At 69.4% G+C, this 24,610-nt stretch carries 20 protein-coding genes and 2 pseudogenes; 14 read left to right on the top strand and 8 right to left on the bottom strand.

Features of this window, described 5'->3' with window-relative positions:
- Window positions 1–219 precede the first annotated feature (219 nt).
- The 4 genes from NVU01S_RS35770 to NVU01S_RS35755 form a co-directional block, all read right to left on the bottom strand.
- Window positions 220–1,215 (bottom strand): TAXI family TRAP transporter solute-binding subunit, encoded by a 996-nt coding sequence (locus NVU01S_RS35770; RefSeq protein ID WP_043665239.1) that lies wholly within the window; start codon window positions 1,213–1,215, stop codon window positions 220–222.
- Between the two features lie 109 nt (window positions 1,216–1,324).
- Entirely contained in the window at window positions 1,325–2,320 is a 996-nt protein-coding gene (locus tag NVU01S_RS35765) for a TAXI family TRAP transporter solute-binding subunit (RefSeq protein WP_043665241.1), read from the bottom strand.
- Window positions 2,317–4,344, bottom strand: coding sequence for a TRAP transporter permease (locus tag NVU01S_RS35760; protein ID WP_052280264.1), 2,028 nt, complete (start codon window positions 4,342–4,344; stop codon window positions 2,317–2,319). Before NVU01S_RS35760 ends, NVU01S_RS35765 begins: the two co-directional genes overlap by 4 nt.
- A 66-nt stretch (window positions 4,345–4,410) precedes the next feature.
- Window positions 4,411–5,376 carry a helix-turn-helix transcriptional regulator gene (locus NVU01S_RS35755; RefSeq protein ID WP_043665244.1) on the bottom strand — a complete coding sequence of 322 codons (966 nt, stop codon included), beginning with the start codon at window positions 5,374–5,376 and terminating at the stop codon, window positions 4,411–4,413.
- Window positions 5,377–5,438: 62 nt separating this feature from the next.
- Here NVU01S_RS35755 and NVU01S_RS35750 point away from each other — a divergent pair, with 62 nt between their 5' ends.
- From NVU01S_RS35750 to NVU01S_RS35730, 5 genes and pseudogenes are all read left to right on the top strand, one after another.
- Window positions 5,439–7,724, top strand: a complete 2,286-nt coding sequence (locus NVU01S_RS35750; RefSeq protein WP_043665627.1) for an ATP-binding cassette domain-containing protein — start codon at window positions 5,439–5,441, stop codon at window positions 7,722–7,724.
- Window positions 7,725–7,749: 25 nt separating this feature from the next.
- A complete protein-coding gene (locus tag NVU01S_RS35745) occupies window positions 7,750–8,637 on the top strand; it encodes a glycoside hydrolase family protein (RefSeq protein WP_244896324.1) in 888 nt (295 codons plus the stop codon).
- Between the two features lie 42 nt (window positions 8,638–8,679).
- Complete coding sequence (locus tag NVU01S_RS35740; protein WP_043665250.1) at window positions 8,680–10,173, top strand: FGGY-family carbohydrate kinase; 1,494 nt, start codon at window positions 8,680–8,682, stop codon at window positions 10,171–10,173.
- 59 nt (window positions 10,174–10,232) lie between these two features.
- A pseudogene (locus tag NVU01S_RS35735) lies at window positions 10,233–10,598 on the top strand (thioredoxin family protein); the annotation flags it as partial.
- A gap of 158 nt (window positions 10,599–10,756) precedes the next feature.
- Entirely contained in the window at window positions 10,757–11,728 is a 972-nt protein-coding gene (locus tag NVU01S_RS35730) for a glycoside hydrolase family 172 protein (protein ID WP_244467124.1), read from the top strand.
- Here the strand turns inward: NVU01S_RS35730 and NVU01S_RS35725 are convergent.
- Window positions 11,704–12,207, bottom strand: a complete 504-nt coding sequence (locus NVU01S_RS35725; protein ID WP_043665255.1) for a hypothetical protein — start codon at window positions 12,205–12,207, stop codon at window positions 11,704–11,706. The genes NVU01S_RS35730 and NVU01S_RS35725 overlap by 25 nt on opposite strands.
- 124 nt (window positions 12,208–12,331) lie before the next feature.
- On the opposite strand from NVU01S_RS35725, the gene xylB reads away from it, so the two are divergent.
- The 4 genes from xylB (at window position 12,332) to NVU01S_RS35705 (ending at window position 16,903) form a co-directional block, all read left to right on the top strand.
- Window positions 12,332–13,735, top strand: a complete 1,404-nt coding sequence (xylB, locus tag NVU01S_RS35720; protein ID WP_043665258.1) for a xylulokinase — start codon at window positions 12,332–12,334, stop codon at window positions 13,733–13,735.
- A gap of 102 nt (window positions 13,736–13,837) precedes the next feature.
- Entirely contained in the window at window positions 13,838–15,562 is a 1,725-nt protein-coding gene (locus tag NVU01S_RS35715) for an N-acyl-D-amino-acid deacylase family protein (RefSeq protein WP_043665260.1), read from the top strand.
- Between the two features lie 144 nt (window positions 15,563–15,706).
- Window positions 15,707–16,357 (top strand): maleylpyruvate isomerase family mycothiol-dependent enzyme, encoded by a 651-nt coding sequence (locus NVU01S_RS35710; protein ID WP_043665263.1) that lies wholly within the window; start codon window positions 15,707–15,709, stop codon window positions 16,355–16,357.
- 24 nt (window positions 16,358–16,381) lie between these two features.
- Entirely contained in the window at window positions 16,382–16,903 is a 522-nt protein-coding gene (locus NVU01S_RS35705) for a DinB family protein (RefSeq protein ID WP_043665266.1), read from the top strand.
- 7 nt (window positions 16,904–16,910) lie between these two features.
- On the opposite strand, the gene NVU01S_RS35700 is transcribed toward NVU01S_RS35705, so the two are convergent.
- Together NVU01S_RS35700 and NVU01S_RS35695 are read right to left on the bottom strand one after the other, a co-directional pair.
- Window positions 16,911–19,190 (bottom strand): ATP-binding protein, encoded by a 2,280-nt coding sequence (locus NVU01S_RS35700; protein ID WP_043665633.1) that lies wholly within the window; start codon window positions 19,188–19,190, stop codon window positions 16,911–16,913.
- Window positions 19,191–19,286: 96 nt separating this feature from the next.
- Window positions 19,287–20,612, bottom strand: a pseudogene (locus NVU01S_RS35695) (2-isopropylmalate synthase); the annotation flags it as partial.
- Window positions 20,613–20,852: 240 nt separating this feature from the next.
- Between NVU01S_RS35695 and NVU01S_RS35690 the strand changes: the two are divergent.
- The 5 genes from NVU01S_RS35690 (at window position 20,853) to NVU01S_RS35670 (ending at window position 24,353) form a co-directional block, all read left to right on the top strand.
- Window positions 20,853–21,524, top strand: coding sequence for a FadR/GntR family transcriptional regulator (locus tag NVU01S_RS35690; protein WP_043665271.1), 672 nt, complete (start codon window positions 20,853–20,855; stop codon window positions 21,522–21,524).
- Window positions 21,521–22,360, top strand: coding sequence for an ABC transporter ATP-binding protein (locus tag NVU01S_RS35685; RefSeq protein ID WP_052280233.1), 840 nt, complete (start codon window positions 21,521–21,523; stop codon window positions 22,358–22,360). The genes NVU01S_RS35690 and NVU01S_RS35685 overlap by 4 nt, the downstream gene beginning before the upstream one ends.
- Window positions 22,361–22,381: 21 nt before the next feature.
- Complete coding sequence (locus NVU01S_RS35680; protein WP_043665273.1) at window positions 22,382–22,579, top strand: hypothetical protein; 198 nt, start codon at window positions 22,382–22,384, stop codon at window positions 22,577–22,579.
- Between the two features lie 115 nt (window positions 22,580–22,694).
- A complete protein-coding gene (locus NVU01S_RS35675; protein ID WP_043665275.1) occupies window positions 22,695–23,045 on the top strand; it encodes a YciI family protein in 351 nt (116 codons plus the stop codon).
- Window positions 23,046–23,057: 12 nt separating this feature from the next.
- On the top strand, window positions 23,058–24,353 hold the full coding sequence (locus NVU01S_RS35670; protein WP_043665277.1) for an RNA polymerase sigma factor: 1,296 nt from the start codon (window positions 23,058–23,060) through the stop codon (window positions 24,351–24,353).
- Here the strand turns inward: NVU01S_RS35670 and NVU01S_RS35665 are convergent.
- On the bottom strand, window positions 24,347–24,553 hold the full coding sequence (locus tag NVU01S_RS35665; RefSeq protein WP_043665279.1) for a hypothetical protein: 207 nt from the start codon (window positions 24,551–24,553) through the stop codon (window positions 24,347–24,349). The two genes, NVU01S_RS35670 and NVU01S_RS35665, sit on opposite strands and share 7 nt — an antisense overlap.
- Window positions 24,554–24,610: the final 57 nt, after the last annotated feature.

Raw genomic sequence — 24,610 nt, 5'->3', positions numbered from 1 at the left:
AGGCCCTCCGCTCAGCGTCTCCGCTGGCTTCTCGGCTCCGGGTCGGTGTCCGTGTCGCTCTGACTCGAACTAAGTTACGCGCCGGAGAACGCCACGTCAAATCGCCTGCGCAGCCCGAGAATTCGCAGGTCAAGGGGCCTGGCATCGGCCCCTTGCCCGGACGAATCACACGAATGTGACTCAGGCCACCGCAAAGTTCCCGAAACCGGGCGTCCGGTCCTAGTTCTCCAGCGCGTGCTCGGCACCGCGGTGCAGCGGTACCGGGTCCGTCGCGCGGGCGGTGTCCCGGACGATTCCTTTTGCGGCGGAGTTCGCCTGTTCCAGCTGAGGCTTGCGCTCGAATAACGTCTTGGTGAGTACGCAGGCCACATCGGCGTCGAGATTGTCGCGGACGAGCAGCACATTCGGCACGACGATCGCGGGCACGTCTTCGGCCAGTCCATAGGTCGCCGCGGGAATGACGCCCAGTTCATACGCGGGACTCAGAACGCGCATGCCGACCATCTGGTCGGAGGTGTCGAGGAACCGGAACTCGCCCCTGTTCGATTTGAACAGCTCGCCCAGGCCCGGGGTCGGCAGGCCCCCGACGAAGAACAGCGCGTCCAGGGTGCCGTCCTTCATCCCGGCGACAGCCTTGCCGAGGTCCAGCCGGTTCACCGCGATATCGCTGTCCGGGTTGAGCCCGCCGGCCCGCAGCACGCGGCGCGCCACCACTTCGGTGCCCGAGGTGGGCGAGCCGGTGGACACGCGTTTCCCGCGCAGGTCGGCGATCGTGGTGATGTCGGAGTCCGCGCGCACGACGACCTCTACATAGCTCGGGTAGAGCCGCGACAGTGCTTGCACCGGCTGCTTCTTCCCGTCGAAGGTGCCGATGCCGAGCACCGCGTCGGCCGCGGTGTCGGCTTGCGCGAAGGCCACCTGGTACTTGCCCGCCACGAGCTGCTGAATGTTCTGTACCGACGCGAGGGTTTCCGCGGCGGTGGCCGTCACCTTCCCGTTGGTCGCCAGGGAGATCTGATCGGCGAGCGCGGTGCCGAGTGCCGAGAAGACGCCCGTCGCGTTGCCGGTGGCGATGCCCAGCTCGGTCGATTGCCGCACCTGGCAGGTGACCGGGCCGCCGGCGTCGGTCGGCACTGTCCCGGCGCCGTCGCCGCATCCGGTGAGCAGACCCGCCGATAGCGAGCCGACCGCGAAAACTACGACCACTCTTCGCATCTCATCCTCTCTCGACGACCGGAGCGACCCTGCTCCGCCGCAGAACGAGACGATATCAACGCGGCGCGGCACGCAGGCAGCTAACAGCACAGCTATCCGCCGGCGGCGGCTACTTCATGAACGCGTGTTCGGCGCCGCGGTGCAGGACGACCGGCGCGGTGTTGGTGGCCGCGTCCCGGGAGATGCCCTTCGCCGCGGAGTTGGCCTGTTCCAGTTGCGGTTTGCGATCGAACAGCGTCTTCGCGAGGACACACGCCAGATCCGCGTCGAGATCGTCCCGGACGAGCAGGACATTCGGCACGACAATGGTTTTCGCGTCGGCGGGCAGCCCGTAGGTCGCGGCGGGGATGGTGCCCTCCTCGTAGACCGGGCTCAGGTTGCGCATCGCCGACAGCTGCGGGGTGATGTCGAGGAAGCGGACCTTGTCCTTGGCCGAGGTGAACAGGTCGGTGATACCGGGGGTCGGCAGTCCGCCGGAGAAGAACATGGCGTCGATCGTGCCGTCCTTCATGCCGTCGACCGTTTTGGTGAGATCCAGCCGCTGGGCCGAGATGTCGCTGTCCGCGTGCAGGCCCGCTGCCTGCAGCACCCGCTGCGCGATCACCTCGGTGCCCGACTTGGGCGAGCCCGTGGAGACCCGCTTGCCGCGCAGGTCGGCGACGGAGTTGATGCCCGCGTCGGCCCGCACCACCACCTGGGTGTAGTTCGGGTACAGCCGCGAAAGTGCCTGCACCGGTTGCTTTTTGCCGTCGAAGCTGCCGGTGCCGGTCACCGCGTCGGCCGCGGTGTCGGCGAGCGAGAACGCGACCTGATAGGTGCCCGCGACCAACTGCTGGATGTTCTGCACGGACGCACCGGTTTCCGCGGCGGTCGCCTTCACCTTGCCGTCGGTGGCCTGCGCGATCTGGTCGGCGTAGGCGTTGCCGAGCGCGAAGTACACGCCGGTCGCGTTGCCGGTCGCGATGCCCACCCGCGTTTCCTGTTTCACCGCACACGTGATGGGCGCGCCCGCGTCGTGGTGCGGCGCGTCGCGGCGGCCGCCGCAGCCGGCGAGCAGTCCGGCCGACACCACGGTGACGGCGAAAACTATGGCGACTCTTCTCATGTCGTTCTCCTTCGAGCGAGCAGCGTGACCCCGATGGCCGCGATCAGCGCGATCAGCCCGGCGATGAGGGCGCCGGTTTCCAGATACAGCAGCAGTAGGCCGCCGACCGCGGCGAGGACACGGGCGACCGGCCCGGCCGGGCCGAGCCCGAAAATCCAGCCGCCGGTAGCGACGGCCAGCGCGGCGACCCCGAGGCAGGCGACGAGGGTGGCCCAGATGATGCCGAGCACCGGTCCCCGGCCGAGCAAGTACTCGCCCGGTTCGGTCAGCACGAACACGACCGGCACCAGGAACGCCGGTAGCGCGTACTTCAGCGCCTGCCACATGGTCGGCACGGTGCGCGCGCCCGTGACCGCGGCAGCGCCGACGGCGGCGAGCGCGGTCGGCGGCGTCACCTCGGACAGCACCGAGTAGTAGAAGACGAACATGGCCGCCGCGGGCGGGGGCACGTCGAGGGCGAGCAGGGCGGGGCCGATGATGACCCAGCCGATGATGAACGACGCGGTGACCGGCACCGCGAGGCCGAGCAGCGCCAGCGCGATCGCCGCGAGCACGACGGTGCAGGCCAGCACCACGGTGTGGTTGTCGGACAACGATTTCGCGAGCCGCACGAGCAGCGCGGCCAGCTGCGAACCGAGGCCGGTCTTGGTGGTCATCGCGGTGATCACGCCCGCCGAGGCGCACACCGCGACCACCGGCAGCGCCGCCCGCACGCCGCTGCCGATCGCCTGGAAGACATGGCGTGGCGAGCGCGCCGATGCTCGGGTGCGCTTGTCGAGGAAGGCGAGCACGAACGCGAGCGCGGTGGCGTACACGACCGCGCGGGTGGCGCTGACGCCGATCAGCAGCAGCACGACGATCGCGATCAGCGACAGGAAGTGGTATCCGAAGCGCAGCAGCAGCCGCCAGGCGGAGACACCGTCGAATTCCACGCCGGTGGTGCCGAGCCGGCGGGCGTCGATCTCCACGGCGAGCAGGATGCCGAGGTAGTAGAGCACCGTGGGAATGAGTGCCCAGCCGAGGACCGTCACATACGACACCTCGAGGTACTCCGCGACGATGAACGCGGCGACCCCCAGCGTGGGCGGCGACAGAATCGCCCCGACTCCGGCCGCGGCGAGCATGCCGCCCGCCTGCTCCGGCGGATATCCGGCCCGCCGCAGGATCGGCCAGGTCACCGCACCGATGGTCACCGCGGTGGCGGTGCCCGAGCCCGAGACGGTACCGAGCAGGAAGCCTGACGCGACCGCGGTGCGTCCGGCGGCGCCGCGGGAACGGCGGAACGCCGCGACCGACAGATCCACGAAGAACTGTGCCGCACCGGAGAATTCGAGCACCGCGCCGTACAGCGTGAACAGCACGATGTAGGTGGCCGCGACGTCGAGCGGGGTGCCGTAGAACCCGCTGCCGGAGTTGTACAGCGCGTCGACGATCTGCCCGAAGTCCAGCCCCGCGTGCGCGACACTCCAGCCTTGCGGCAGATAGCCGCCGTAGTACCCGTAGGCCAGGAACACCACGCATACCGCGACGAGCACCCAGCCGGTGGTCCGCCGGCACGCCTCGAGCACCAGCACGAGCAGCACCGCGCCCATCCCGACGTCGACCGGATCGAGCAGGCCTTGCCGGTCCAGGAAGGAGTTGTAGCCACCGCCGCCGGAGCCGATCGTCCACGGCAGCACGGGATACAGCGCCACGAACACCGCGAGCACGGCCAGCGACCAGTCGGCGATACCGGGACCGCCGTCTCGATCCAGGAAGCGCAGGCCGGAACGGTAGGACAGGAATACCAGCGGCAGGGTCGCCGCCAGGAAGATCACCAGGTAGTACTGGCTGCCCTGCGGCAGCGGCCGGAACACCTGCCACACCACCAGCAGCGCGACCGCGAACGCGGTCACCGCGACTACCCGCTCGGCCCACCCGGTCAGTTCCCGGGCCGGCCGCTCCTCGTCGTCGACTTCCAGCAGTGACGACCGATCCTCCACGGGCGCCTCGGTCTCCACCTCATCGGGGCCCGTCTTCGGCATGGCGGAACGATAGCAACGCACGACCGTCCGCATGTCCGAATTGAAAGCAAGGGAATTGGTCGCTTTTCAGTTATTCCCGGCCGCCCGAGCGAGTTTCGCGCCGAGGTCGCGCAGCAGCTGCCGCATCTCGGGCGGCTCCCGCACCTCGAAGTCCAGGCCGAGGTGGGCGATCCGCAGCGCGGTCCACTCCAGCGAGTCGGCGGCGGTGCGGATCAGGCAGGTCCGCGCGTCGATCGGTTCGACCTCGTCGGGCCGGACCCGGAAGGTGTCGGCCAGCTCGGCCGCGCCGGCGTGGACGAGCAGGACGACCCGGCGCGCCGGACGCGAGCGGGCGAGCTGCTCGGTGACGAACGCGGCGGCATCGGCGGCAGGCAATTCCTTTGGTACACAGCGCATTCCCGTACGGAAGGGGGCATCGATCCGATCGACGCGGAAGGTGCGCCAATCCTCCCGCTCGATATCCCAGGCGACCAGATACCAGCGGCGTCCGGCGGAGACGAGGCTGTGCGGTTCGGCGAATCGCTTGCTCTCCTGGTCGGCTTTGTCCCGATAGCGGAAACGGATCCGCTCGCCGTCCCGGGCCGCACCGGCCAGAGCGACGAGTGTCTCCGGATCCACCCGCGGTCCGGCCGCCGGGCCACCGAGCGACACGGTGGCGGTGTCGATCGCATCGACGCGGCCGCGCAGCCGGGAGGGCAGCACCTGCTGGAGTTTCACCAGGGCGCGCGCGGCAGATTCCTCGATACCCTCGACCGAGCCCTGCGCGGCGCTACGTAACCCGAGGGTGATGGCGACCGCTTCGTCGTCGTCGAGCAGCAGCGGCGGCAGCGCGGTGCCCGCTTCCAGCCGGTAGCCGCCGATCGAGCCGAGGCTCGCGGACACCGGATAGTCCAGGTCACGCAGCCGTTCGATATCGCGGCGCACCGTGCGCACGGTGATGCCGAGGCGCTCGGCCAGTTCAGGGCCGGTCCATTCCCGGCGGGTCTGCAGCAGAGACAGCAACTGGAGCAGTCGCGCGGCGGCGTCGGTCATAGTTCGAGTATTCCCCGTAATGAGGACCGGAACCGTCCGCATTGCGCCCTACCGTCGTCGGCGTGAGTACAGAGCGAGACACCATTCAGATCGTCGGAGCCCGCGAGAACAACCTGCGCAACGTCTCGCTGGCCATTCCGAAGGGCAAGCTCGTGGTCTTCACCGGGGTGTCCGGCTCGGGGAAGTCCTCGATCGTGTTCGGCACCGTCGCGGTCGAATCGCAGCGACAGCTCAATGAGACGTTCACCTGGTTCATCCGGAATCGACTGCCGAAATACGAACGGCCCGAAGCCGACCTCATCGACAACCTCGCGCCCGCGGTGGTGATCGATCAGAAGCCGATCGGCGGCAATTCGCGCTCGACCGTCGGCACGATGACCGATATCCAGTCGATCATCCGCGTGCTGTTCTCCCGGCACGGCGTGCCGAGTGCCGGTGAGGCGTCGCGCTATTCGTTCAACGACCCGCTCGGGATGTGCCCGGAGTGCGGCGGGCTGGGCCACGTCGTACGCGCGGACCTGGACAAGCTGCTCGACACCGACAAGTCGCTCAACGAGGGCGCGATCACGTTCGGGCCGTTCGCGATCGGCACCTTCCAGTGGCAGCTCTATGCCCAGTCGGGCCTGTTCGATCCCGACAAGCCGCTGCGCGACTACACGGCCGAGGAATGGCAGCTGTTCCTGCGCGGCAACGGCTTCCGGGTGCCGCGCCCGAACAAGACCGGATCTATGGGTAGCAATGCCTATGAGGGCCTGCTCGAACGCCTCGACCGGCTCTACATCAAACGCGATTTGAGCTCGTTGTCGGAGAAGAACCGAGCCGCGGCGCGCGCGGTCGTCACCGAGGAGATCTGTCCCGACTGCCGCGGCGCGCGCTTGAACGCCGCCGCGCTGGCCACCGAGATCGACGGATTGAGCATCGCCGACTACGGCGAGCTCGAGGTATCCGACCTGATCGGCGTGCTCGGCGCGATCGACGACCGGGTGGCCGCGCCCATCGCCGAGTCGGCGATCGCCCGGCTGCGCCGGATCGAGGAGGTCGGTCTCGGCTACCTCTCACTCGGCCGGGAGACTTCGACGCTGTCCGGCGGTGAAGCCCAGCGACTCAAGGTGGTTCGGCACCTCGGTTCGAGTCTCACCGGCATGACCTACATTTTCGACGAACCGAGCGTCGGCATGCATCCGCGCGACGTCGGCCGGTTGAACAGTCTGCTGATCCAGTTGCGCGACAAGGGAAACACCGTGCTGGTGGTCGAGCACTCCCCCGACGTGATCGCGGTCGCCGACCATGTGGTGGACATGGGGCCGGGTGCGGGCGGGCACGGCGGGCAGGTGGTGTTCGAGGGCCCGCTCGAAAAGCTGCGCGCCTCCGGCACTTCGACGGGCGAGCGACTGCGCCGGATACGGCCGGTCAAGGACCGTGCGCGCCGGCCCACCGGTTGGCTCACCGTGGCCGAGGTCGACCGCTACAACCTGAAGAACGTCACCGCGCGATTCCCTACCGGCGTGCTCACCGCGGTCACCGGGGTGGCCGGCTCCGGGAAGAGCACGCTGGTCTCGGGCGCGTTCCTGGCCGCGCATCCGGGCGCGATCGCGGTGAACCAGTCGGCCATTCACGCGTCGCGCCGCTCCAGCCCGGCCACCTACATCGGCATCATGGAGCCGCTGCGGCAGGCGTTCGCCCGCGCGCACCACGTCAAGCCGGGGCTGTTCAGCTTCAACTCCGACGGCGCGTGCGCCGAATGCGGCGGCGCCGGTGTGATTTTCACCGACCTGGCGTACATGGACCCGATCACCACCGTGTGCCAGACGTGTCACGGCAGGCGCTATCGCCCCGACGTGCTCGGCTATACCGTGCGTGGTGTCTCCATCGCGGATGTACTGGAGATGACCGCTGAACAGGCCCTGGATTTCTGGGACGGACACGGCGACAGCAAGATTCGCCCGCCGCTGCGCGCGCTCAACGAGGTCGGCCTCGGCTACCTGACGCTGGGCCGCTCGCTCAGTTCGTTGTCGGGTGGGGAACGCCAGCGCATCAAGCTGGCCGATCACCTGCACCGCAGCGGCGGGATCTACGTGCTCGACGAACCGACCACCGGGCTGCACATGTCCGATGTCGACACACTGCTCGCCCTGCTGGACCGCCTGGTCGACGCGGGCAACACGGTGATCGTCATCGAGCACGACCTCGATGTCGTCAAACGCGCGGACTGGGTCATCGATCTCGGGCCGGACGGCGGCAAGCACGGCGGCGAGATCGTGTTCACCGGAACGCCGGCGGCGCTGCTCGACGACCCGCAGTCGATCACCGCGGACTACCTGCGGCGCAGTGTGGTGCCCCACGACTGAGCGGATCGCGAGGATGATGGTGGATATGGCGATGCGCGAGGTGGTGAGCGCGGGACCGTTCACGCGAATCTATGACCCCGGCGCCGGGGAGGCCGAGGACTGGTACATCAACGACCACACGATCGTTCGGGAACCGAAGGGGCGTCTGCACCTGTTCGGCATCACGCATCCCGAGCCCGCGGACCCGTTCGACGAAACCGAATTCGCCCATGCGACGGCGCGCGAACTGCTGGGACCGTGGGTGAAACAGCGCCCCGCCCTGCAGGTCGACCGTGACTACGGCGAAACCCATTTGTGGGCCCCGTTCGTCGTCGCAGCCCATCGGCGGTACTACATGTTCTATGCCGGTGGCGGCGCCGACCGGACCGCCGCGGCGATCAACCTGGCCACCTCGACCGATCTGTTCCATTGGGTGCGAAGACGTTCGGGCCCGCTGTTCCGGGACGGCTACGACGCCCGCGATCCGATGGTGGCCAGGGTGGGCGATCAGTGGGTGATGTACTACTGCGCGACCAGCACCCCCGCCGGCGGGCATCACGTGGTCGCCTATCGCACCAGCAGCGATCTGGTGCACTGGGGGCATCGGCACATCGCCTACACCGACCCCACGAAGGGCACCGAGGCCGGAAACACCGAGTCCCCCTTCGTCGTCCAGCAGGACGGCTGGTGGTATCTGTTCATCGGCCCGCGGCCGACCTATGTCGGCACGGACGTCTTCCGTAGTGACAGCCCGTTCCGGTTCCGGATCGGGGACAAGATCGGCCATATCACCGCGCACGCCGCCGAGGTGCTGCCGGACGCGGACCGCTGGTGGATCACCAGCGCGGGCTGGGGTCAGGGCGGGGTGCACCTCGCGCCGCTGCGGTTCCCGCGGCCACGCGAGCCACATACCGCGAAAGTGGTGCCACGGTAGGTTCGGGTGGTCGCTGCGGCTCACTCACGGGAGGTCTCGGGTATGGCTGGTCCCCTGTTTCTCGGCGTCGATATCGGCACCGCCAGTTCGAAGGGCGTGCTGACCCGCGCGGACGGCACCGTGGTCGCCAGATCCGAACGGGCGCACGGGGTCTCGACGCCGCAGCCGGGCTGGGTGGAGCACGACGCGGAAACGGTGTGGTGGGCCGATTTCGCCGCCATCGTCGGCGATCTGGTCGGCGCGGCCGACGGTGCCGAGCTCGCCGGACTCGCGGTTTCCGGCATCGGGCCCTGCCTGCTGCCCGCCGACGCGCATGGCACACCGCTGCGACCCGCCATCCTGTACGGCGTCGACACCCGGGCCACCGCCGAGATCGCCCAGCTGGAAACCGAATTCGGCGCGCAGGCGGTGCTGCGCCGGGCCGGCTCGCCACTGACCAGTCAGGCCGTCGGGCCCAAACTGCGCTGGCTGGCCGCCCACGAACCGCACATCCAGGCCCGCACCGAACTGCTGCTGATGGCCAGTTCCTTTCTGGTGCACCGCCTCACCGGCCGATACGTGCTGGACCATCAATCGGCGAGCCAGTGCGTGCCGATGTACGACCTGCGGCAGCGCGAATGGGCCGCAGACTGGGCCGAGCAGGTGGCGCCCGGCCTGCGGCTGCCGGAGCTGGCCTGGCCGACCGAGGTGGTCGGCCGGGTCACCCCCGCGGCCGCGGCGAGCACCGGTCTGCCCGTGGGACTTCCGGTCACCACCGGCACCGTCGATGCCTGGGCCGAGGCCACTGCCGTCGGCGTGCGCGCACCCGGCGATGCCATGATCATGTACGGCACGACGTTGTTCCTGGTGCAGGTGCTGACCGAACCGAACCCGCATCCCGGTCTCTGGAGTACCTGCGGAACCTGGCCGGACACATACACTCTCGCGGCGGGCATGGCCACCGCGGGCGCGGTGACGGACTGGCTGCGCGAACTGGTCGGCGGCGAATTCGCCGAGCTCGTCGCGGCGGCCGCCGACGTGCCCCCGGGCAGCAACGGACTACTGGTACTGCCCTACTTCGCGGGCGAGCGCACCCCGCTGTTCGATCCGGGCGCCAGGGGTATCGTCGCCGGGCTCACCTTGCGCCACGGGCGCGCGGAGTTGTATCGGGCGGTGCTGGAAGGCATCGCGTACGGCGTGCGGCACAATCTCGCGGCGATGGCCGCGGCGGGCGGCCGGGCGGGGCGGCTGGTCGCGGTCGGCGGCGGTACCAAGGGCGGTCTGTGGACCCAGATCGTCTCCGACGTCACCGGACTGCCCCAGCAACTGCCCGCCGACCCGATCGGCGCTTGTCTCGGCGACGCCATGCTCGCGGCCGAGGCCGCCGGGGTGGACACCCGCGACTGGAATCCGATCGTCGGCACCGTAGCGCCGCGGCCCGGGCACACCGCCGACTACGATTCCTACTACCAGCACTACCGTGAGCTCTACGAACGCAATACCGATATCGCGCACTTCCTGGCGAGCGAACAACACCGTACCGGGGCGAGTTCCTGACTGTCGCGCGCTGTGCGAAGATGCACGGTTGCTCTGTCGGACACCTATGCGAGGATCACATGCCCACCCAGACCCTGACCCAGCAGAACTTCGACTCCGTGATCACCGGCAATCACATCGTGCTGGTGGACTGGTGGGCCGGCTGGTGTGGTCCGTGCCGGCAGTTCGCGCCGATCTTCGAATCGTCCGCGGAACGCCATCCGGACATTGTGCACGCGAAGGTGGACACCGAGGCCGAGGAGGAACTCGCCGCGCGGGCCCAGATCACCAGTATCCCGACGGTGATGGCGTTTCGGGAGGGCCTGCTCGTCTACGCCGAGGCCGGGGTGCCCGCGCCCGGCACGCTGGACGAATTGATCGAGCAGGTCAAATGGCTGGACATGGACCAGTTCCGCCGCGAAGTGGCCCGGCACCAGCAGGCGCAGCAGCCCGAGTATCCGTCGACCGCGCCGGTGCCGGCGACCGCGGGCGCCTCCAGAGCGGCCGGGCTGGCGCCGACCGCGAGCAAGTACGGCTGGCCGGGGCTGTGACCGCTCGGCGCCGGTCGGAGCTGTGGCTGCTCGACGATACGCGGACGCGGTCGGTGAGCGCCGAGAATCCCACCGGCGCTCCCGGCGGCGGCGCCCGCGCGACGACCGGTACCGGCGCGCACGCGGCCCGGTTGCTCGGCCCCGGCTGGAAGATCTCGCCGTCGATCATGCTCGGCGACGGTGAAACCGCCACGCTGGCCGATGTTTCCGGCCCCGGCGTGCTGCGGCACTGCTGGCTCACCACCGACCGTGCGGTCCTGCGCGACCTGACGCTGCGCATGTACTGGGACGATGCGGCCGAGCCCGCGATCGACGTGCCGCTCGGCGACTTCTTCTGCAACGGCTGGGACGAACTGGCACTGGTCGATTCGGAGATGGTGGTGGTCGCCCCGGCGGGCGGCCTGAACAGCTACTGGCCCATGCCGTTTCGCCGGCGGGCCCGCATCACGCTGGAAAACCACTGCGGCCGTTCGGTTCCGGTGTACTACCAGATCACCTACGGCGAAGAGGACGTGCCGGGCGAAGCCGGGTATCTGCACGCCCGCTGGTCCCGCAGTGCGCCGCTGGGCAGTCCCGCGGTGCACACCCTGCTCGAGACCGGTCCCGCGCGCGGCCGGTATGTCGGCACGTACCTGGCGATTCGGCCGGGCGCGCCGCGCTGGTGGGGCGAAGGCGAGCTGAAGTTCTATCTCGACGGCGACGACGAATATCCGTCGCTGTGCGGCACGGGCACCGAGGACTACTTCGGTGGCGCATGGAATTTCGATATGGACGGGAAGTACCGGACCTACTCGACCGCGTACCTCGGCCTGCCCCAGGCATTGCCCGCCGACGAGATCTACCAGGCGCACCAGCGTTTCGGCATGTACCGCTGGCATGTGCGCGACCCCATCTGCTTCCATCGCGAACTGCGCGTCACCGTGCAGGGACTCGGCTGGCGCGACAGCGACACCTATCTCCCGCTCGAAGACGCGGAGATCGCGACCACCGCATGGTGGTATCAGGAAGTACCGCCGTCCGCCTGATCCTCCGGGTCGCCCACGTCCGCGAGCAGTTCGTCCGCTCGCGCCAGCGCGTCGTCCATGCTCGACCCGATAGCGTCGAGCACCGACAGTCCGCCGAGCAGATCGTCGAACTCGCGCAGTACCGACCGGACCTCCTCCACCGCCGGGTCGACGCGGTACCAGGCGACCGACGCACGCCACCACGGGTTCTCGTCGATCCAGGCGAACATGACGTCGCGGACCATGCGGGCGTCGGAGGTGTACATCTGGAAGATCTCGGTCGCGTCGCCGGCGCAGTATTCCAGTTCGTACATGCCGTCGGGGAGCAGCCGCGCCCGGAGGTAGTCGTGCGCAGCGCGTTCGAGTTCGATGGACGGATCCCGCGGACTTTGCGGGTCGTCGAGAATCTCCGTGAGCAACGCGTCGGTCAACTCCGGCACCGGCGTTCCGGCACCGGTCCGGACATGCACGTCGGCAGGTCGGTCCGGATCGTCGGTCACCGGGCCAGTGTGCCCGATCCCGGGATCGAATACCCGAAATGCCTCGTGCGAAGGCGCTTCGGGTGCACAGTGGACTGATGTGTGCCGTGGTGATCGAGGGTGACAGCGGGCGGGGACAGCACCGATGACGCTGGTCGCGGGGGTGGACAGCTCCACCCAGTCCTGCAAGGTGGTGGTCTGCGACGCGGCGACCGGCGAACTCCGACACGAGGCGCACGCGCCGCATCCGGACGGTACCGAGGTCGCGCCGCAGGCCTGGTGGGACGCGTTGCGCGCGGCGAGCGCCGGACTGCTCGAGCAGGTGGCGGCGGTGGCGATCGCCGGTCAGCAGCACGGCTTGGTCGCACTCGACGCCGCGGGTCACCCGGTGCGAGACGCGCTGCTGTGGAACGACGTCCGCTCCGCGGCCGCGGCAGCCGACCTCGTCACCGAATTGGGTGGGCCGCAGGCATGGGCCGAGGCCGTCGGCAGCGTTCCGGTGGCCGCGTTCACCGTGGCGAAACTGCGCTGGCTGGCCGATCACGAACCGGACCGCGCCGACCGGGTCGCCCGGATCATGCTCCCGCACGACTATCTCACCTGGCGGTTGCGCGGCGGCGCAGCCGCGGAACCGACCACCGACCGGGGTGACGCCTCCGGTACCGGCTACTGGTCGGCGGCCACCGGCGGGTACCGGAAAGACCTGCTCGCCCTTGGCTTCCGGGGGCGCACGCCGGAACTACCCCGGGTTCTCGGCCCGGCCGAAGCCGCCGGGCGCACGCCGTCGGGCGTGCTGGTCGCGGCGGGCACCGGCGACAATGCCGCGGCCGCACTGGGACTCGGCATCGGCGACGGCGACGTGGTCGTCTCGCTCGGCACCAGCGGCACGGTCTTCGCCCGCGCCGCACGGCCCAGCGCCGACGCCACCGGGGCGATCGCCGGATTCGCCGATGCGACAGGCGCTTTCCTGCCGCTGGTGTGCACGCTCAACGCGGCGCGGGTGCTGAGCGCCACGGCGGACCTGCTCGGCGTCGACCTGCCTGCGCTCGAAGCGCTTGCGGCACAGGCGCCTCCGGGCGCGGACGGGCTGGTCCTGCTCCCCTATCTCGCCGGTGAGCGCACGCCGAACCGGCCGGACGCGACCGGCAGTCTGCACGGCCTGTGCGCGGCGACCATGCGCCCCGGCCATATCGCCCGCGCCGCCTTCGAAGGCATGCTCTGCAATATGGCCGAGGCGCTCGACGCGATCCGCGCCGCCGGCGTCGCGCCGCGACGCGTCCTGCTGATCGGCGGCGCAGCGCGCTCCGCACTGGTCGCCACGATCGCGGCGCAGATCTTCGCGACGCCGATCACCGTGCCCGAACCTGCCGAATACGTCGCGCTGGGCGCGGCGCGACAGGCCGCGTGGGCGCTCGCGGGCACGCCGCAGCCACCCGACTGGCCCGCTCGACCCGCCGGCGCAGTGCCGTCCTCGGCCGACGACGCCGCGACCGGTGCGGTGATCCGCGCACGCTATCGGCAGGCGCAGACCGCGCTGTATGGCGGCTGATCAGGACCGATCCGCCCGCGGGATGAGCCGCGGCGACAAACGTGCAACCATGTATCCAATACCCGCAGTAGCAGATACTGGGTGCTGGTCGAAGGAGCTCAGATGACGGCGTGCGACTTGGTCATCCGTGGTGGATCGGTGTTCGACGGCACGGGAGCACCGCCGCGCACCGCCGATGTGGGCATCACCGCGGGCAAGGTCGTGACCATCAGTGCCGCCCCGCTGCCCGACGGCGCGCGCACCGTGGACGCCACCGGCAAGTGGGTTATCCCGGGCATGCTCGACGTGCACACCCACTACGACGCCGAGGTGCTCGGCAGTCCCGGCCTCGGCGAATCGGTGCGCCACGGCGTCACCTCGGTGGTGATCGGTAATTGCTCGCTGTCCACGGTCTATTCGACGGCCGAGGACTGCGCCGACATGTTCGCGCGGGTGGAGGCGCTGCCGTGGGACGCCGTGCATTCGGCCGTCAAGGAGCACAAGGACTGGGCAAGCCCACTGGCATACCGGGACTCGCTCGCCGCGCGGCCACTCGGCGCGAATGTCGCGGCGCTGCTCGGGCATTCGGATATCCGCGTCGCCGTGATGGGGCTCGGCCGCGCCACCGACGCGACCGTCACCCCGACCCGCGACGAGCTGAATCGCATGCGGCACATGCTCACCGACGCGTTGGACGCGGGCTTCCTGGGCCTGTCCACCATCCGCAGCTCGTTCTCCAAGCTGGAGGGCGACCGCTTCCCGGCCCGGCAGCTGCCGTCCACCTATGCGAGCTGGCGGGAGTACGCGGCGCTGAACAAGATTCTGCGGCAACGCGATCGAATCCATCAGAGCACGCCGAATCTGACCTCCCGGCTCGAGATCGCTCGCTACTTCGCCGAGAGCGCGGGCCGGTTCCGCAAACCCCTCAAGACCACGCTGATCGCGGGCATGGACGTCAAGGCCGATCGCACCACCGCGCGGGCCGCGGCCACGGCGGCCTGGATCGCGAACACGGTCGGCGGCGCCGCGTTCCGCTGGCAGCACCTGCCGGTGCCGTTCGAGGTCTACGCCGACGGTGTCGATCTGGTGGTCTTCGAGGAGTTCGGTTCGGGCGTCGCGGCGCTCAACATCCGCGACGTGCTGAAGCGCGGCGAGCTGCTGGCCGACGAGTCCTACCGGCGGCAGTTCCGCAAGGACCTGGCCAAGAAGTACGGCCCCCGGGTCTGGCATCGCGACCTCTACGACGCCCAGATCGTGGCCTGTCCGGAGGCCGAGGTGGTCGGCAAGTCGTTCGGCCAGGTGGCCGACGAGCGCGGTATCCATCCGGCGGACGCACTGCTCGACCTGGCCGTCACGCACGGCACCGGGCTGCGCTGGCGCACGGTCATCGCCAACGATCGCGAAGAGGTGCTCGACCGGCTGCAGCAGTCGGCGGTGATGCAGGTCGGCTTCGCCGATTCCGGTGCGCACCTGCGCAATATGGCGTTCTACAACTTCGGGCTGCGCATGCTCGAGCGGGTGCACCAGCGCGGCTTCATGCCGGTCGAGCAGGCCGTGCATCGGCTGACCGGTGAGCTGGCCGACTGGTACGGCCTGGACACCGGCCGCCTGCGCGAAGGCGCCCGCGCGGACCTGGCCGTGCTGGACCCGGCGGGCTTCGACGGGTCCAGTGCGGCCTACGCGGAAGCTCCGGTTCCCGGCATCACCGGCCTGGATCGCATGGTCAACCGCAACGATCGGGCCGTCGCGGCCACCGTGGTCGGCGGCCATCTCGTCTATGAATACGGCGAGTTCGCGCCCGGATTCGGCAGCACCTTGCGCGCGGGAGCCTTCCTCACCGCGCAGTAGCTGGGCCTATCTACTACGTCTATCGCGACACGCCGCGCGACACACGGACGACCACTTGTCCGCAACGTCCCATTAGACCGACCAGTTTCGTGATTGGGTGACGTCTCAGGATGTGGGAAGGACGGTCGCGACGAGGAGACGGCGATGGCGGAGGTGCGCAGGGCGATCATCGACGAGCGGGCCGAGCTCGCCGAGTTGCTCACGGGTTTCGACAGTGCGGCCTGGGACGCGCCGACGCTGTGCCGAGGCTGGCGGGTGCGCGAGGTGGTCGCCCACATCACCGTGCCGTTCCGCCTGACCGGCACCCGCTTCGCCGTCGAATTCGTCCGGGCCGGCGGCAATTTCGACCGCATCGCCAACCACACCGCACACGTCGACGCCGCCACGCTGACCTCGGGCCAATTGCTGAAATCGCTCTGGGACAACGTCGGACATCCGTGGCGGCCACCGGGGTGCGCAGCGGTGCATGCCCTGGGCCACGACATCGTGCACGGCCTCGATATCACCGTCGCGCTGGGGCTGGACCGCAAGGTGCCCCACGATCGCCTGCGCCTGGTCCTGGACCTGATCAACCCGCGCTGTATCGAGTTCTTCGGGACCGACCTGACCGGTGTCGAGTTGCGTGCCGACGACCTGGACTGGAGCTATGGCACCGGTGCGGTCGTCACGGGCAACGCGCAGGATCTGTTGCTCGTGGCGTGCGGACGCACGTTACCGGCCCGGCGGTTACGCGGCGACCACGCGACCCGGTTCACCCGTAGCCGTCGCCGGGCGAAAAGGAGGCGCCGCCGCTGACCGTGCCGAGCTACAGTCGGCCGGATGAACTGGATCGCGCCCGAAGTGCCCCGAACCGCGGCCCCGCACGTCGCCGACGAGCGATCGATGTTGCAGGGCTGGTTGGACTTTCACCGCCGCACCCTCTTGGCGAAATGCGCGGGCCTCGACGACGAGCAGCTCCGGCGCAGTTCCGCCGAGCCGTCGACGCTGACCCTGCTCGGCCTGGTCCGGCATCTGACCGAGGTGGAACGCGGCTGGTTCCGGCTCACCGCGGCGGCCTCGGACGTGCCGTACGTCTACGGCAGCGAGGACGATCCCGACGGCGACTTCGATCTGCGTGAAGCCGACGCCGCAACGGATTTCGCGACCTTCCGGCGGGAGATCGAACTGTCCGACGCCGCGGTGGCCGACCTGCCGCTGGACCACACCTTCCGGCACCCGCGGCGGCCCGAACTCGAATACAACCTGCGCTGGATCTATCTGCACATGATCGAGGAGTACGCCAGGCACAACGGCCACGCCGACCTGCTGCGCGAACGCATCGACGGAACCACCGGCGCTTGAACGGATTTCACAGCTGCCGCGCGCTGACCCAGGACGCGACCTGCGCCCGTGAGGTGAACCCCAGCTTGGTCAGGATGTGGTCGACGTGGCTTTCCGCGGTACGAATCGAGATGACCAGTTCCGCGGCGATCCGCTTGTTGCTGTAGCCGGCCGCGACCAACCGGGCGACATCGCGTTCCCGGCGGGTCAGCGGTGCGGCCGCCGCCGCTTTCGGTTCCGCCGGCGCTTCGGTGCCGAGGGCGAAGCGGACCGCCTCGTCGAAGGTGAGCGCGCCCCCGCTGTCGAAGGCGGACCGGAAACTCTTGTCCCCCAGCACGTCGCGCACCTGCGACCGGACCCGCTCGCCGATCGTGTCGGTCATCGCGTGCGCGAGATGCTGGGTACTGCCGCTGCGCACCGTCGCCGCCGCGCCCATCAGCCGCGCGGCCCGGGGGTGCTCCCCCACCGCGGCCGCGGCCCAGGCCAGACCGTCGAACGCCGAGGCCGTCCACACGCACCGATCGAACAGCCGCAACTGTTCCACCGCGCGGCGCAGTTCCGCGATCGCCTTGTCCGCGTCGCCGTTTCGCCAGTGGTCGGTGCCGACCGCCCACGAGGCGAGCCCGCCGAGCAGATGCGAACCGTGCTCGGTGGCCTTGCGCAAGAATCGCTCGGCCAGGCCGCTCGCCCGGTCGTCGGAGCGCACCATCGCGCAAACATAGGCGAACGCAAGGCTTTCCATCTCCGTGCCGTGATGGGCGCAGGCCCGGGCGCGCGCGGCGGCGGCCTCGGCGAGTTCCAGCGCGCCGACCGGGTCGGCGTCGGCGAACGCGAGCACCGAGGCGAGCAACATGGCCTCGACGAGCACCTCCTCGGCGGCCAGTTCCGTCGCGATCGCCACGCATTCGTCCAAGAAACCGTGCGCCGTCGCGGGATCGGCGAACATGGCGGCGATCACCGAGGCCGCGGCCAGCGCGCGGGCCCGGTCGACGGTGTGCGCGAGATCCTTGCCGAGGGCATCGGTCAGCCACCGATATCCTTCGCGCAGGAAGCGGTAGTGCTCCCAGAACGGCCGCAGCTCTGAGGCGATCTGCAGACCACGGTGCACGCCCTGCGGGTCGGCCAGCGCGAACTGCAGTGCCGCACGCAGATTCGCGTGTTCGCGGGTGACGTCACGGAACCAGCCGACGTCGGCGTCGCCCCAATATTCGATGCGGCCGCGCTGGGCGATCCGGTAGTAGTGATCGCGGTGGCGCAGCCGGACGCTGTGCTCGTCGCCGCGGGCCACCAGGCGAGCCAGCGCGAACTGCCGCAGCGGTTCGAGCATGGTGTAGCGGCCCGCACCGTCGTGGCCCTGATTGCCGAAACTCAGCACCGACTTCTCGACCAGACCGGTGAGCGCGTCGAGCAGGGCACCCGGTGGCTCGAGCGCGCAGACCGCCTCGGCGGCGGTGAGGTCGAAACCGCCCGCGAACACCGCCAATTGCTCCCACAGATGCTGCTCGTCCGGAGTGCACAGGTCGTAGCTCCAGCGGATCGTCGCCTCCAGCGTCTGCTGCCGCTCGGGGGCGGTGCGCAATCCCGTCGTCAGCAGGCGCATGGTGTCGTCGAGTCGTTCCAGCACCTGCGCCGGAGTGAACGCGCGCAGCCGCAACGCCGCCAGCTCCAGTGCCAGCGGAATACCTTCCAGGCGGGCGCAGATCGCCGCCAGCGTGCCGAGACCGGCTGCGGTGGCCTGGAACTCGGGATTCGCGGCGGAGGCGCGATCGATCAGCAGCCGCAACGCGGCGTTGTCTGCGGTCTCGACGGCGCCGGACTCGTCGGCCGGCTCGGGTACCGGCAGCGGCGCCACCGGCAGGATCTGCTCCCCCTCGACCCCGAGCGGTTCCCGGCTGGTCGCGAGCACCCGCACGTCCGGGGTGCCCGCGAGCAGCCGATCGACCAGCGCCGCACACGCGCCGATGAGGTGCTCGCAGTTGTCGAGGATCAGCAGCAGGTGTTTGTCGCCCAGGTACTCGATCAGCCCGGCGACCGGCAGGCTGGTGTCGTCGCGCAGGCCGAGCGCCTGGGCGACGCTCGGCGCCACCAGCTCACCGTCGTTGACCGGAGCCGCTTCGACCAGCCACACACCGTCCGGGAAGGCCCGGCGGACCGCGTCGCCGACCCGCCGGGCCAGCCGGGTCTTGCCGACGCCGCCCGGCCCGGTGAGCGTGAGCAGCCGGGTGCCCGACAGCAGTTTCCTGGCAGTGGCGACTTCGCTGCCCCGCCCGACGAAGCTGGTCACTTCGGCCGGGAGGTTACCTGTCACGTGCCGCGCCACGCCGATTACCTTCGCACGGACGACCGCGGCCGCCGGGCGCTTTGCCCGAAGATGCGGTGACCGTCACCGCGTCCGCGTGGTCGGGTACACCGCCTCGAACAGCTCACGCAGTTGCGCCGCGGTGATCTCCGCGCCGGTCGCGTCGACATGCGCCTGCACATGCCGGGCGAACTCGATCTGCCGATGCCGCGGCAGGTCGATACCGTATTCGGTCTGCAACAGATACGCGATACCGCCCTTGCCCGACTGTGAGTTGACCCGGATCACGGCCTCGTAGCTGCGGCCGAGATCGGCCGGATCGATCGGCAGATAGGGAACCTGCCAATCCGCTTCGCGCTCCGGGATTCCCGCCTGCTCCGCGCGCGCCCGATGCGCCGCCATCCCCTTCTTGATCGCGTCCTGATGGGTGCCGGAGAACGCGGTGTGCACCAGTTCGCCCACGTACGGATGGCGTTCGGGCACCCGCATGCGCGTGCAGTATTCGACGGTCGCCCGGATTTCCTCGATATCGGAGAAGTCGATCATCGGATCGACGCCCTGCGCATACAGATTCAACGCGAGCGTGGCGAGATCGACGTTGCCGGTGCGTTCGCCGTTGCCGAAGACACAGCCCTCCACGCGTTGCGCGCCGGCCAGCACCGCGAGTTCGGCGGCGGCGACGCCGGTGCCGCGGTCGTTGTGCGGGTGCACGGACAGGATGACGCTGTCCCGGCGGGCCAGCTGGCGATGCATGTATTCGATCTGGTCCGCGTACACGTTGGGGGTCGCGACCTCCACTGTCGCAGGCAGATTCAGGGTCACCGGCCGCTGCGGGGTGGCGTCCCACAGGGTGGTCATCCGGTCGCACAGGTCCAGCACATAGTCGGGTTCGGTCAGGTTGAACACCTCGGGCGAGAACTGGAACCGGACGTGCGGCAGGCCGGCGGCGAATTCCAGGACGTCGCGGCCACCGGCCAGGATCAGCTCACGCAATGCGGCACGGTCCTTGCCCAGCACCGTGTTTCGCCAGGCGGGCGCGGTCGCGGTGTACATGTGGATCACCACATCGCGCAGGCCGCGGACGGAGTCGACGGTGCGTTCGATCAGATCCCTTCGGGCAGGGGTGAATACGACGACGGTCACGTCATCGGGCACCAGGTCGGACTCGGCGAGCAGGCGGACGAATTCGAAATCGGCCCGCGAGGCGGACGGATAGCCGACCTCGATCTCCTTGTAGCCCATGGCGACCAGCAGTTCGAAGAAGCGGCGCTTGCGCGCCGGATCCATCGGTTCGGCCAGCGCCTGGTTACCGTCGCGCAGGTCCACCGGCACCCACAGCGGCGCCGCGGTGATCCGTGCCGCGGGCCAAGCACGCTGGGTGTGGGGCACTTCCACGCGATCGTAGACGTCGCGATATCGGTGGAACGGCATCTGCGAGTGCCGCTGCCGATTCCAGGCGGGGGCGGATTCCGGTACGGCACCCTGCGGAGTGTTGATCATGATGCGGTCTGCTTTCTGGCCGGACGGCCGTCACGAACGAGGTGACCGGCCACGACAAAGCCCCACGGCGGGGGGCCGGTCGGTCAGGCCCCGCCGTGGCGGCTAAGCAGAAGCATGGTGCGCATGATGGGTAGACTATACACAACTCCTCAGACAAGTAGAGAGGTTGCGATGGTCTCGCAGGTACGCAGGCATCCGCTCGCCGCCCAGGCGGCCGAGCTGCTGCTGACCCGGATCAAAGCGGGCGAATGGCCACTGGGACACCGGCTTCCAGGGGAAACCACGCTGGCCGCGCAGCTCGGTGTCGGCCGTTCGACGCTGCGCGAAGCGATCCGCGAGCTGGCGGGCAAAGGCGTGCTCGACAGTCGCCAAGGGGCCGGGGTGTTCGTCACGGCGCTGGACGCGAAACAGGACTGGGACATCGTGCTGCGCCGGGCCACCATCGCCTCGGTCATCGAGGCGCGCATCGCCATCGAGGCCGAGGCCGCCGCGCTGGCCGCGCACCGCCGGACCCGGGCCGACCTGCGCATTCTGCGCACGACGCTGGCCGCCCGGGCGGCGCACGGCGAGCCGGTCGCCGAGCATGTGGACGCGGACATGGCCTTCCACCGCGCGGTGCTCGTCGCCGCGCACAACGAGGTGCTCGTCCAGCTGTTCGACACCTTCCTGCCCCGGCTGCGGCTCGCGATGATCGACATGCTGACCATCCGGCCCGTCCCGTCCGAGCCGGCCGACCACGCGGCGCACGAGCAGTTGGTCGAGGCGATCGTCGCCCGAAATGCCACGGCGGCAGCGGAATTCAGCCGCGCCCATCTGACGAGCCTGAAGGAGGCCTTCCAATGACCGATGCGCCGGTGCTCGAACTGACCGATGTGACCTTCCGCCGCGAGGGCAAGAAGATCATCAACGGCATCTCGATGACCGTGCACGCGGGCGAGCACTGGGCGCTGCTCGGCCCGAACGGTGCGGGCAAGAGCACCCTGCTCGGCTTCTGCGGTGCCGTCACCTTTCCGACGACGGGCACCGTGCGGGTGCTCGGGCAGCAGCTCGGCCGCGTCGAACTGCAGCGACTGCGCCATTCCATCGGGCATGTGAATCCGCGCCATCCTTTGCAGTACCCGCTGACCATCCGCGAAGTGGTGCTCACCGGCATCACCGCGACCATCGACACCCCGATGCGCTGGACACCGACCCCGGAGCAGGTGGCACGCGCCGAGGCGATGATCCATACCGTGGGACTCACCGGGAAAGCCGGCGAGATCTGGCCGACGCTGTCCCAAGGGGAACGCGGGCGCACCCTGATCGCCCGCGCGCTCATCGCCGAACCCCGGTTGCTGCTGTTCGACGAACCGTCCACCGGCCTGGATCTCGCCGCGCGCGAACAGCTCCTGGAAACCCTCGACACCCTCGGCGACACCCACCCCGACGTCGCCTCGATCCTGGTCACCCACCACCTCGAGGAACTCCCCAGCAGCACCACGCACGCCATGCTCATCGCCGACGGCCACACCGTCGCCGCGGGCCCGGCCACCCAGACCCTCACCACCGAGACCGTCACCGCCGCCTTCGCCCACCCGGTCGAGGTCCGCTACGACGGCCGCTGGTCCGCCCGCGCCGCCCACACCCGCCCCGCCTGGCCCAGCCGACTCCCCGAGCACGGGCCAGCTGCAACGCCGTGACCAGCAGCAACGACATAGCCAGTGGGTTGCCTGGTCAAGATGTACGGCCTGCTGAGCGTCGCGGGTTTCGCGCTGCTGCTCGCCACCCTCGAGGTCGACATACAGGTCAAGACCGCGACGTACACGCTGCTCGGCATCATCGCGGGTTACCTGGCCGGTGCTCGGGTCGACAAAGAACCGGCCGAGACGCGCGGCGAGCACGCCGCCCGGCCGAGCTGACTTCGGGGGATGTTTGCGGAAGAATTTTCGGGGAGGTGTCGATTCGGGGGGTGGCCGTTCGATGCAGTGAGGTGAGGGTCGGCCGATCCTGACGACGACGAGCAAAGGACGCGCTATGCGCTACATGATGTTGATCCGCCTCGACCCGAACACCTCGCCGGAACCGGACGAGGCGTTGATGGAGCAGGTCGGCAAGGTGATCGAGGAGATGACCAAGGCGGGCGTGCTGCTCGACACCAACGGCTTGCATCCGATCGCCGAGGCCACCCGGATCACCCAGGCCGGCAGTAAGCAGACGGTGCTCGACGGACCGTTCACCGAGACCAAGGAGATCGTCGGCGGGTACTGCATCCTGCAGACCAAGTCGAAAGACGAAGCGGTGGAATGGACCTCGCGGTTCCTCGGCGCACACGGGCCGGAATGGGAGATCGAGGTCGAGCTCAGGCAGATCGCGGAACAGGGCTGAGCGAGCACCCGAATGAGCCCCGACCGGTCGCCGGAGCAGGCCCGTCGCGCCGTGGAAACGGTGTGGCGGATGGAATGGCCCCGGCTGGTCGCGGGGCTCACCCGCGTGGTCGGCGATATCGACCTCGCCGAGGAACTGGCGCAGGACGCGCTGGTCGCCGCGCTGGAACAGTGGCCGCGCGACGGGGTGCCGCCGAACCCGGGCGGCTGGCTGATGCTCACCGCCAAGCACCGCGCGATCGATCGGATCCGGCGCAACCAGACCTTCGCCCGCAAACTGGCCCTGCTCGGGCACGATCTACTGACCACACCGGAGCCGGCTCCGCAGACCGAAGCCGTCGAGGACGACCTGCTGCGGATGATGTTCACCGCCTGCCATCCGGTGTTGCCGGAGCAGGGCCGCGTGGCGTTGACCTTGCGGTTGCTGGGCGGGTTGACCACCGGCGAGATCGCCCGCGCCTTCGTGGTACCCGAATCGACGGTGGCCCAGCGGATCGTCCGGGCCAAACGCACCATCGCGGCCCGCGCCCTGCCCTACGAAGTACCCGGCGCCGACGAGCTCGCCGACCGGCTCGATTCGGTCCTCGCGGTGATCTATCTGATCTTCAACGAGGGCTACGCGGCGACCGCGGGCGAGGATTGGATGCGCGTCGAATTATGCCAGGACGCATTGCGTTTGGCGCGCATGCTGGCCGAGCTGCTGCCGGGTGAACCCGAAGCGCACGGGCTGGTCGCACTGCTCGAATTACAAGGCTCCCGGCTACCGGCGCGCACGGGTCCGGCGAAAGACGTTGTGCTGCTGGCCGATCAGGATCGGTCGCGCTGGGACCGGCTGCTGATCCGGCGCGGTTACGCGGCACTCGGCCGAGCGAATACGGTCGCGCGCGAGCGCGGACTGCCGCCGGGCCGCTACGCCTTGCAGGCGGCGATCGCCGCGGTACACGCCATGGCGGCGGTACCCGAGGAGACCGACTGGCGGCGCATCGCCGGACTGTATGCCGTTCTGGCCGAACGCTTTCCCTCCCCCATCGTCGAACTGAACCGCGCCGTCGCCGTCGGCAAGGTGCACGGCCCCGCCGCCGCCCTCGACCTGGTGGACGCCCTCGTCACCGTGGGCGCGCTCGACGCCTACCACCTGCGCAGCGCCGTTCGCGGCGACCTGCTCGCCCAACTGGGCCGCCGAGCCGAAGCCCACGCCGAATTCATCCGCGCCGCCGACCTCACCGCCAACCGCGCCGAACAATCACTCCTGCGCGCCCGCGCCGCCGAATGCGCATCCGGTGACCGGCCCGAGCACGGCGATCAGTAACCGTTGGGCAAGCCGCCGATGATGCGGGGTAGTTCGATGGTGTCGTCGTCGCGGCGGGCGGCGTGGGCTTGCGCCAGCTTCTCCAGGAACGCTTCCGCGGAGCCGAAGCGGGCAGCGACCTGCGCCAACAGCTCCTCCGCCGGTTTCATGAAGTCCATACCGATCAGCATGACCGGTTCGGCGATCAACCTGACCATCATTCGCCCACAGTTTGCCCAAATGTCGCGCGGCAGCAAGGCCCTGCGGACTTATGCCAT

Source organism: Nocardia vulneris, assembly GCF_001613425.1.
Taxonomy (GTDB): Bacteria; Actinomycetota; Actinomycetes; order Mycobacteriales; family Mycobacteriaceae; genus Nocardia; species Nocardia vulneris.
The sequence above is the reverse complement of the archived record's forward strand: the minus strand, read 5'-3'. Positions and strand labels throughout refer to the sequence as shown.